Source organism: Chitinophagales bacterium (genome assembly GCA_020636495.1).
GTDB lineage: Bacteria > Bacteroidota > Bacteroidia > Chitinophagales > Chitinophagaceae > UBA5543.
The window spans coordinates 1-2,497 of the sequence record JACJXQ010000005.1; the positions used below are offsets into that span (position 1 = coordinate 1).

The 2,497-nt window shown below is 41.2% G+C and carries 1 protein-coding gene; it reads left to right on the forward strand.

Annotated features, from left to right (window positions below; genetic code table 11):
- Positions 1-2,497, forward strand: a 2,497-nt coding sequence (locus H6550_00050; protein ID MCB9044504.1) for a fibronectin type III domain-containing protein, incomplete at both ends; no start/stop codon positions are given.

The following is a 2,497-nucleotide window of genomic DNA, read 5'->3' on the forward strand; positions in this document are numbered from 1 at the left end:
AGCTGCAGGAGCTAATATCAGTTATACAGAATGGCCTAATCTGGGTCATGGTTGCTGGAACCAATCCTGGGCACTACCTGAGTTCCCTGTATATATGAACAAGGCTCATAAGGCCAACCCCTGGCCTTTGTTTGGTCGTACAGAATTTTGCCCAGGAGAATCAATAAATCAGGTAATTGGTGTAATGGCTGGCTTTGATGGGTATGAATGGAGAAAGGATGGTGTTTTGATACCCGGGGCCACATCCAATACATACACTGCTACTTCATTAGGTGTATTTTCCTGTCGTATTCGCCGTGGTACAGAATGGTCACCCTGGTCGCCATCACCAGTTGAATTGAAACTGAAAGGAGTTACAGTGCCACCAAGTATTCAAATAAATGGATTATTTAGCAATGTGATACCTGCTCCGGACGGTAACACTGGTGTGGAATTAATAGTACCGACAGGTTATGCAACATATAACTGGCAGCGGGAAGGAAGTCCAACAGTATTGAGCACAACCAATACTTTATATGCAACTACGCCTGGACAATATAAAGTTCAGGTAACAGAGCAATTTGGATGCTCATCCGTACCATTTTCAAGTTTGTTCCCGGTAATTGATGCCAATGGACCCAATGGTCCACCACCAGTATCAGGTTTAATTGCTACTGTTCTTTCAAAAACAGAAATAAAACTGGATTGGGCACAGAACAACAGTCCATCTTATAATGAGACAGGTTTTGAGATATATATGGCATCGTCGGCAGCAGGACCCTATAAATTGATAGCTATTACGGCCCCTGATGTTACTACATTTACTCATAGCGATCTCTTACCAGATACAGACTACTTCTATAAAGTCAGGGCTATTAATAATACCGCAGCATCTTCTGTGGTAGGTCCGGCTGCTGCAAAAACACAAGCGGATACCAGCCCGCCAACGGCACCGGCGAATCTCCGGGTAGGTGCTACAACCAGAAATTCTGTTGAATTGATCTGGGATGAATCGACTGATGATGTAGGTGTGATTAAATATGATATTTATGTGAACGGTATTAAATACTATGAATCAGATGTAGCGTATGCTACAGTATATAATCTGAATTATCAGACTACTTATGCCTTTAAAGTAAAAGCCAGGGACTTTGCAGGTAATGTTTCACCGTTCAGTAACCAGGTCACCGGGCAGCCTATATCTAATGGATTAAATTATAAGTATTATACCTATACTGGAACATGGGATCAGCTTCCGGATTTTAATACGCTGGTACCTGATGCCACAGGTGTTGTGCCCAATATTACTCTTGAGAATCGTACACAAAATGACAATTTTGCCTATTTATGGGAAGGGTTGATAAAAATACCAGCAAGTGGTAACTATCGTTTCCGTACCAGATCGGATGATGGAAGCAGGTTGTGGATAGGTGCGTTGGGTTCCCAGGTTTCTCCATATAGTTATTCAGGAACACCGGAAGTAAACAATGATGGATTACATGGGCCACAAAATAGAAATGGACCTACCAGGTATTTTGAAGCAGGTACTTACCCCATTGCTATTGCTTTTTATGAACAGGGTGGGGGAGAAACAATGGAAGCCCGTTTAAGACAGTATCCATCGAGTTCATATAATCTTATACCGGATAGTTATTTTGCTGATGAACCTATTATTAATGGTTATCCACCTGTAAAACCATCAGGTCTTACAGCCAATGCGCTTACTTCAAGTGAAATAGAACTCAACTGGATAGATAATAGCGGTGATGAAACTGGTTTTGAGGTCTGGAGATCAACAGATCCTGTTAACAACTTTGTTACAGTAGGGAATGCTCAGCCCAATGCCACTAGTTTTATAGATAGTTCGCTGGACGCAAATACAACTTATTATTATAATCTGAAGTCGCTTGGGCAATATGGTGAATCTGATTTTGCAGAAGTGGGAAGTGGTGTAGATTATTCTTATTATGAAGTAGATAATATGAACAATCTCCCGGACTTCAATTCTTTAACACCACAAAAAACCGGAAGAATAAGCACCTTTAGTTTAGGTGAGCAAGATCGGGGCGATAATTTTGCTTTTAAATTCTCCGGATTTATTACTGTCCCTGTTGCCGGAGATTACATTTTTTATACTACATCTGATGATGGATCAAAACTATATATTGATGGTTTTGACGAAGCTCATAAAGTAGTTGATAATGATTATTTGCAAGGGCCTACAGAACGGAGCGGGACTATTAACCTTACTGCCGGTATACATGAAATACATGTAACATTTTTTGAAAGAGGCGGTGGAGAGTTCCTTGAAGTTCGATATGAAGGACCTGCCGGAAGTGGTATTGCAAAACAGTTAATACCTGCTGATGTATTAGGTTTACCGCTTCCGAACGCCACGACCTTACCGTTACCATCCGTACCGTTGGATCCATCTGATTTAGTAGCTACAGGTACGAGCAGTTCTAAGATCTCGGTTACCTGGAATGATAATTCGGGGGATGAAACTAAGTTTGAGTTA